Source organism: Neobacillus fumarioli NBRC 102428 (assembly GCF_001591485.1).
GTDB classification, from domain to species: domain Bacteria; phylum Bacillota; class Bacilli; order Bacillales; family Cytobacillaceae; genus Neobacillus; species Neobacillus fumarioli.
In genome coordinates, this window is record NZ_BCUZ01000127.1 from 1 (window position 1) to 7,575 (window position 7,575).

Annotated in this window: 8 protein-coding genes and 1 pseudogene; 3 read left to right on the forward strand and 6 right to left on the reverse strand. The window is 38.6% G+C overall.

The genetic code is table 11. The features are described from left to right. Positions 1-12 precede the first annotated feature (12 nt). Positions 13-1,131, reverse strand: a complete 1,119-nt coding sequence (locus tag BFU02S_RS13535) for an NAD(P)/FAD-dependent oxidoreductase (RefSeq protein WP_066371643.1) — start codon at positions 1,129-1,131, stop codon at positions 13-15. Between the two features lie 109 nt (positions 1,132-1,240). On the opposite strand from BFU02S_RS13535, the gene BFU02S_RS17550 reads away from it, so the two are divergent. From BFU02S_RS17550 to BFU02S_RS17410, 3 genes and pseudogenes are all read left to right on the forward strand, one after another. Next, on the forward strand, positions 1,241-1,369 hold the full coding sequence (locus BFU02S_RS17550; RefSeq protein ID WP_268872909.1) for a hypothetical protein: 129 nt from the start codon (positions 1,241-1,243) through the stop codon (positions 1,367-1,369). Positions 1,370-1,455: 86 nt separating this feature from the next. Then, entirely contained in the window at positions 1,456-2,880 is a 1,425-nt protein-coding gene (locus BFU02S_RS13540) for a Na+/H+ antiporter NhaC family protein (protein ID WP_084361126.1), read from the forward strand. Between the two features lie 211 nt (positions 2,881-3,091). After that, a pseudogene (locus tag BFU02S_RS17410) lies at positions 3,092-3,172 on the forward strand (hypothetical protein); the annotation flags it as partial. A gap of 99 nt (positions 3,173-3,271) precedes the next feature. Here BFU02S_RS17410 and BFU02S_RS16860 read toward each other — a convergent pair. The 5 genes from BFU02S_RS16860 to BFU02S_RS13560 all read right to left on the reverse strand — a co-directional run bounded on the left by BFU02S_RS16860 (position 3,272) and on the right by BFU02S_RS13560 (position 7,394). Then, positions 3,272-3,445, reverse strand: coding sequence for a hypothetical protein (locus BFU02S_RS16860; RefSeq protein WP_157075943.1), 174 nt, complete (start codon positions 3,443-3,445; stop codon positions 3,272-3,274). 208 nt (positions 3,446-3,653) lie between these two features. Continuing rightward, positions 3,654-4,760: a pyruvate kinase gene (locus BFU02S_RS13545; RefSeq protein WP_157075944.1), complete on the reverse strand. Its 1,107-nt coding sequence runs from the start codon at positions 4,758-4,760 to the stop codon at positions 3,654-3,656. A gap of 27 nt (positions 4,761-4,787) precedes the next feature. Beyond that, on the reverse strand, positions 4,788-5,516 hold the full coding sequence (locus BFU02S_RS13550; protein WP_084361128.1) for a TerC family protein: 729 nt from the start codon (positions 5,514-5,516) through the stop codon (positions 4,788-4,790). Positions 5,517-5,675: 159 nt separating this feature from the next. After that, on the reverse strand, positions 5,676-6,572 hold the full coding sequence (locus BFU02S_RS13555) for a GNAT family N-acetyltransferase (protein WP_066371648.1): 897 nt from the start codon (positions 6,570-6,572) through the stop codon (positions 5,676-5,678). A 207-nt stretch (positions 6,573-6,779) separates the two neighbouring features. After that, positions 6,780-7,394 carry a TetR/AcrR family transcriptional regulator gene (locus BFU02S_RS13560; protein ID WP_066371651.1) on the reverse strand — a complete coding sequence of 205 codons (615 nt, stop codon included), beginning with the start codon at positions 7,392-7,394 and terminating at the stop codon, positions 6,780-6,782. Positions 7,395-7,575 lie beyond the last annotated feature (181 nt).

Here is a 7,575-nt window from a genome sequence, read left to right on the forward strand (position 1 = left end):
CAGCCCCTTTGTTTATGAATTTACAGCTTCATTTGTGTTGTATTCGCTAAAATCAAAATCAGTCTGTCTTCCTAGGATCAGTTTGGCAAGTTCCGCACCTAAGTATGGTCCGCTTGTCAATCCGGAAGAACCAAGTCCATTTGCTACAAAGATTCCTTCAAAATGCGGTAGTGGACCGGCAATAGGGAGAAAACCCGGCGTAAACGGACGAAACCCAACCCTTGTTTCCAGATAGGTAGCATTAACTAACCCTGGGGCCGTATCCAATGTTTTTCCCAAAATTTCACTGATTCCTCCAGCTGTAACACGGGTATCAAAGCCTGCGTTATTTTCATGAGTAGAGCCGACAACAACCCGTCCATTGTTAAAGGTAAGGATGTACTGATCATGCGGCGGCATCACAACCGGCCAAGAACTTGTATTGTTATCAGGAAGCCTTAAATGAATAATTTGAGCTTTTTGCGGCCTAACTAAAAAGTCAACACCAATCGGCTTTATTAGTTCCTTAGACCAGGCACCTGCTGTATCGATCACCAAGTCGGCCGGCAAAATACGATCTCCCAACTTGATTCCCCTTACTTTGTTTTCCTCACAAATCAGCTCGGCACTCCCCTTTATAAAAAAAGCCCCATTCTTAATAGCTGCATGAACCAACGCTTTTCTTAATGCCCCGCCATTAACCCTTGCTGCTCCGCTCACATAAACGGAACCCCATTTCTCTGAAAGCGGCGGAAAAAGTCTTTTTGTCTCCGATGAAGGTAAAATAGCAATTTCCCCGATTTCAGGTGCATCTTCTTTACGTTTCAAAGCCCTCTCTGCCATCTGCTCTAATTTTTCAGGATCGGTATGAAGACTTAATGCCCCGACTCTTTTATAACCTGTATCTGTTTCACCATCCGTCTCTAACATAGCAATCAAATTCGGATAGTAACGGGCACCGCCTTTTGCTAACCTGTACCATGCTTTATTGCGCCGTTGAGATAGCCATGGGCAAACAATTCCCGCAGCTGCATCTGTCGCACGCCCTGGGTCTTCACGGTCTACTAAAGTAACCTTTGCCCCCCATTTTGCTAGGTGATAGGCAGTAGATGCCCCAAGAATCCCGGCTCCAATTACAATTACGTTTTTCATATTCCACCTTTTTCACTTTCGTTTTTCTGAAAAAACAGCCTGCTAATATTATACCGCAAATAAAAGTGCCACATTTAATAAAAACTATAGCAACGGAGGTGAATCAGGTTTGGATCATAAGAAAGATGTACCTGCAAAGATAAAGTATAGCATTTGGGAGACAAAAACGAATGAGAATCTTGATCATTTGAAAGAACAATATAGACAAAAATCGAAACAACTGAAAGACAAGAAATAAATAGTTCTTAGCAACCACAAATGATTGCTATTTTTAGAGTTATTTGGAAACAATAAATAATTATCAAAATATGGGAGGAAAGTTCATTGGAACATACTTGGCTTTCTCTATTGCCCTTTCTTATCGTAATCGCCATGGCCATCTGGCTAAAAAATATATTCCCTGGTCTTGTTACAGGGCTGCTTGTCGGGTCTCTTCTTGTCAAAGCTAGCTTAGTTTCGGGCGTCTATCAAGCAGTAGCTTATATCACAGCCACTCTTTCCAATCCGTCCAATATGAAAATTATCGCGTTTCTTTATTTATTTAGCGGACTTGTCGGTATGATGAATATTTCCGGCGGGATTAAAGGTTTTTCCGAATGGGTTGGGACGAAGATTAAAACAGAGCGAGGGCTTCTTGGTCTGATCTGGTTAACACTTCCCTTTACATTTATAATGCCGATGTTTCGCATCATGATGATTGGCCCTGTTGTTAAATCGATCGCGAAAAAAATGGACATACCGAAACAAAGAATAGGACTGACGATGGATATTTCCACAGAGTCTGTTATCGTACTTTTACCAGTTGCCACTGCCTTTGTCGGCTTTATGTTATCTCTGGTAGAAGGAAGTATCCATAAACTCCATTTACATATGTCCGCTTATCATGTTTTCTTACTTAGTATTTTGCTTAATTTTTTCGCAATTGCTATGCTGTGTATCGGTATTATTCAAACGTTCTGGAACCCTGTAAAAAAAAGCAATAAAAACAGTATGGATCACGACTCTTTGGATGACAAAGAAAACGAATTGCACCGCAGCGGGATCCAAAAAGAATTATCGCTTGTAAAAGCGCAGCCATGGAATCTAATTGTACCCGTTTTTTTACTCCTGTTCTTAACATTGTATCTTTTATGGAAAGACGGAATGGCCAAAGGGACTCATTCGATTTTTGCTGCTTTTTCAAAGGCGGATGCAACTTTTGTAATGCTGTTAGCAGTTTTCATAACTCTTGTCTTATCCTTTATTTTCTACGTCATAAGAAAGCTGCCATTGAATGAAATTTTGTTTCATTTTTATGATGGAGGCAATCAAATGATGGAGGCCATCAGTTTGCTTATTTTAATTTGGTCTTTGACATTATCGGCCCAAGATCTTGGTTTTTCAAATTTTATTAGTTCAACATTAGGAGCTTTTTTACCAGCGTTTTTAACCCCAGCATCGATATTCCTTCTTGGTTCGGTTGTTGGATATTTTATCGGTTCCTCCTGGGGAACATGGGGGTTGTTTATGCCATTAGGCGTATCATTGGCTGCTGCCACCGGTGCATCGATCCCGCTGACGGTAGGAGCTGTATTTGCCAGCGGTGCATTCGGCGCCATAACATCACCACTCGGCGATACAACCATCACAACCGCATCGATTCTAGATTTTTCTCTTGTTGACTATGCGCGTTATAAACTGAAAATCGCATCGGTTGGCGCATGTATTGCAATTGTCTTATACTTGGCAGGAGGATTTTTTGCAAGATGAAAAAAAGAAATGGATCACAGCAGTCAGTTGGCTGCTGTTTTATTTTGTTATGAATAAAGCTAATTACTAAAAGAATATATTTTTTATAACTGTATTTTTTTGCTTTTTGATAGGGGTATTCATATGTTTATTCATACGGTTCAGCCAGGGGATACATTGATAAATAATTGCAAGAAAAGCGATGGCTGTAGCCTGGCATGACTCTTACCATTCCGGAGCCTGGCAATTAACCCTGGGATTTAAGCCAGGTCCGTGGATTTTAACCAAATTTTTTACCGTTCGTAAACTGTAAATTTGATCTTCGTACAAGGGAAGCTTCGCCTAAAAGCAAACTCTTTTAGGCAAGGCTTGCGCTTAACGGATATCAACACATTTTTAATCAATTGAAATCTCAATTTGCAAACAGAATTTTAATTTCATTTTCCGCCTCCACCATCCTTCCAAAGCGATATCCTTCAATCAGTACATGCCGTTCATGGTCACTTAACCGCCGATTCCACTTCTCTTCCAGATACAAAATGACCTCGTTATACAAAATAGATGGGTACTCGAATGGTTCGTTCATTGGGATGCCCCTCTTTTTCAAAAATTTGCTGTTCGATTTCAGTTATTTCCGATTTTTCGTTTATCATACTCATTTTATTGAAAAGCCGTTTTTCCGGATGACCATATTCATAAAACTACTATTTCCAACCTCCTAATAAACCACTTTTCTTCCAACATACAAATAACACCAATAACCAATGGTCATCAGTGTTATTTAACCGTTCTTATTATTCAGTCCCTCCAATTGTTTTCTTCAATAAATGCAGCATATCCTTCAAATCAAATGGCGCATCACGCTTTACTTCATTTGCAAATTGAGAGACAAGCTTCAAAGTTTCAATACTTTCAACAGGATAATCACCTGCTGCGCTTTCAGCGGACAGCATGACAGCGTTAGTCCCATCCATTACGGCTTGGAAAACATCCATCACTTCTGCCCTTGTCGGCATCGGATTTTCTACCATTGATTGCAGCATTTGTGTTGCCGTAATGACATAAGTACCATTGCGATTGCATTCAGAGATGACCGCTTTTTGGAGCAATGGAATCCATTGATAAGGCAATTCTACCCCTAGATCACCACGGGCAACCATCACGGCATCTGCTTCCGCAGCAATTTCTCGAAAATGTTGAAGTGCCTCCATCGTTTCGATTTTTGCCACCAATTTCGGAGGCTGTCCTTTATGGCGGCCGATGAATGTTCGAATTTCTTGAAGATGGGAGGCTTTACGAATAAATGAACAGGCAATGAAATCGACTTCTTCTTTTAAAAGAAATTGGATATCCTGCTGATCTTTTTCAGTTATAGCTGGCAAATTTGTGGTGATACCGGGAAGATTGACTCCTTTATGGGAAGAAATGTCACCGCCTCGTGTTACGGTTGTGACGACTTTTGTGTCCTCAACCACCTTAACAGTTAACTCGACCGCCCCATCATTTAGTAAAATTTTATTTTCCGGTTTGACATCTTTTACTAATCCTTGATAGTCCACACTTGCCTGCTTGCTGTTCCCTGTTACTTGATCGATATATAGAGTAAAAGTTTGACCAGACCTGAGTGATACTTTTTCCCCCTCCACTTTTCCCAGCCGGATTTTAGGTCCTTGCAAGTCTCCTAATATTTTAACTGGGCGGCCCGTTTCCTGACTGAGTGATTTTAATAATCGAATAATCTCGCCATGGCTCTCATGGGTTCCGTGGGAAAAATTTAACCGAGCAATTGTCATTCCGTGATGGATCAGCTCAAGAAGAACGTTTCGATTATCACTGGCGGGTCCAATCGTACATATGCAGTCTATGGACAATTTCATCACCTCATACACTAGTATGTCCATATCCAAACTGCTTACGCCGAAATGATATTAGATTGGTTCATTTCCGGAAGTTTTTCTAAACAAATGAACTACAAAAGTCCCAAGGAAGATCATGATAATAAAACCAAAGAATAACTTTTCATCCATATGGAAGCCGAAAGCGGAAAGAATCATTTTAATGCCAATGATCGCAATTAAGATAAATGCGGTTGTTTCAAATTCCGGTACTTTTTCTATCAATGCCAGGAATAAATTGGCGACCCCGCGCATCATTAAAATTCCTAAGATTCCGCCGATCAATAACACCCATTCCTGATTGGAAACGCCAAATGCCGCAAGCACACTGTCAAAGCTGAAGGTGATATCCATCAGTTCGACTGTAAGCACGGTTCTCCAAAAGCCCATTTTTCGATTCTGAAACGCATCCCCTTCTTCGTTTTTTAGAAATAAGTTCTGCAAGACGATCAATAGCAAGTAATGACCGCAAACAATCTTAATCCAAGAAATTTTGATTAATGAAATACCTACTCCAATCACGATAAACCGGAAAAAATAAGCGCCAAAAATGCCGTAAAATAATGCTTTCTTCCGCTCTCGTTTTGGCAGATGCTTAACCATCACCGCCAGTACGAGGGCGTTATCAGCTGATAATAATCCTTCCAGAATGACGAGCGTTCCAATTACTCCCCAGCTTGCAGGGTCCTTTATAACACTTTCAAATGACTCAAAAGAAAAAAAATTACTATAATTATGGATGAACTCTTGCAGGAACCCCATCAGATTTCTCCTTTTCCACGATTGATTATTTCCAGCAACTGATGACAGCTTGTCCGAAGCGTTCCTGATTCACTATTTGGTCACTGGTCCTACTCTAAATGTATGATGGTGGCTCATAATTATGTCCTAAAACTGATGATATCCATTTAATTTCATCTATTAAATCGGCAAATACATTTCATACTGGACAAGGGGGCCCTTTATAAAGCCCTGTTTTTTGAAGAAACCTTCGAGCAAGCTATTATTAGGGAATCCTGTGGACATTTTTGTTAATTTTAAATTCTTATAGGCTGTTTGCAAAAGCCATGTTCCAATCCCCTTCCCCCGATTTTTTTTATCGATCATTAAAAAGCTTATATTTCCGTTCGAATTAATAGAAAGAGCACCAACCAAATTATGGTTTTGAAATACTCCATAATATCTAACATTTTTAAGTTTTGCTAAATAATCCATATCATTCTGCCAATTAATATGATATGTCCATTTCTGGATCCCCTTTTGAAATTCGGTAAATTCCAGTTCTTTTATTTTCATCTTCAAATTATTGGGGGCCTCTTTAAGTTGAGACAAATCTTTATTAGTAAAGTAAACTAGATCATAAATCTTTTCATAACCCATTTTTTGATAAAATTGAATCGCCCGGTCATTTCCTACAATGACCTCGAGGAACAACTGCTTGCAGCCATGTTTAGTTGCTTCTTCTTTATGAAGTTCAAATAATCTGCGACTGATTCCTGTCCCTCTAAAATCAGGGCTGATAGTGAGTGCACCACAACGCATTGTTTTAATCGATTCATAATTTTTCATGCCACCAAGAATAACACCGACAGGTTTCTCTTCATAAAAGGCAATGAAAGAATACTCTTTTTCATTGCCTTCCGGACCAAAGAAGCGCTGAATAAAATCCTCTTTTGAAAACTCCATTTTTATGATGTAATCTGAAAAACCATCATAGAAAGCCTGATAAATCAAACCCTCCTCGACATTAGAACATTTTTCATATCTAATTTTCGCATCCTCAGCTATAAATCTTTGTTCTTCATTTGTTGTCTTCATAATTAAGGACCTCCGTTTATAATGGTTCCATAACCCCACGATAAAAACTGACTAGATAGTTTTTTATTTTAGTTTTGCTACAGCTAATTGTATTGAATTATTTAAATATTAATATTAGTACATTTCTAAACCATCAAGCCATGTATTAAGGCTCCCAGTCTTGTCTCTTACCACAAAAGGAATCGATGTGCTTCTTTTCTTTGAATGTTATTCAGCTAATATATAATTCATAACCATTTTTTCGATTTCTTTAAAGTGTTCTTTATAGGCATAATCCTCCCATAATACTGAATAGTGGAGACAAATTCCATCAATAAACGACCAAACTAAACTAGCCACAATATCAACCTGTACATCCGGTTTAAACTCTCCGGCTTTTTTTCCTTGTTCAATGATTTCTGCCAAAAAGTTTCGAAACTGATGTTTGTAACGGTTCTTCATCAACTCCCTCAAATGTTCTTGTCGCGAAGAATAGATCCAAAACTCCAAATGAACGCGGATAAAACTGCGCCACTCTTCTGTCAGTGTTGCCTCCCGATAAAGTCGGAATAATTCTCGTATTTTATTTTTTGCTTCAGGAATCTGCTTAAACCGATTCCTTAGATCCTCCAAAGTCTTAATGCTCCTTTCATCCATTAAAGAAATGTATAATTCCTCTTTACTTTTAAAATAGTTGTAAATTAATCCTTTACTCATTTTAGAATAAGCCACAATATCATCCATTGTTGTTAAATGATATCCTTTTTCACCAAAGCATTTTAAGGCGCTTTCCAATAGACTTTGTCTTTTCTGTTCTTTGTATTGATCTGAAACTTTAGGCATCAAAACAACTCCTCTGATTTAAAAATAATCTCAACATATTATATTGAATATTCTTTATCTAACAATCCAAGGTAAAATCTTCTTTATTTTTCAAAACTTTTATTTCAAAGTCTGCTTGACTGTTTAGCAATCGATGAAGTGGTGCTATCGTTTCATTATAGATTGGGGGATTGTGAAATAA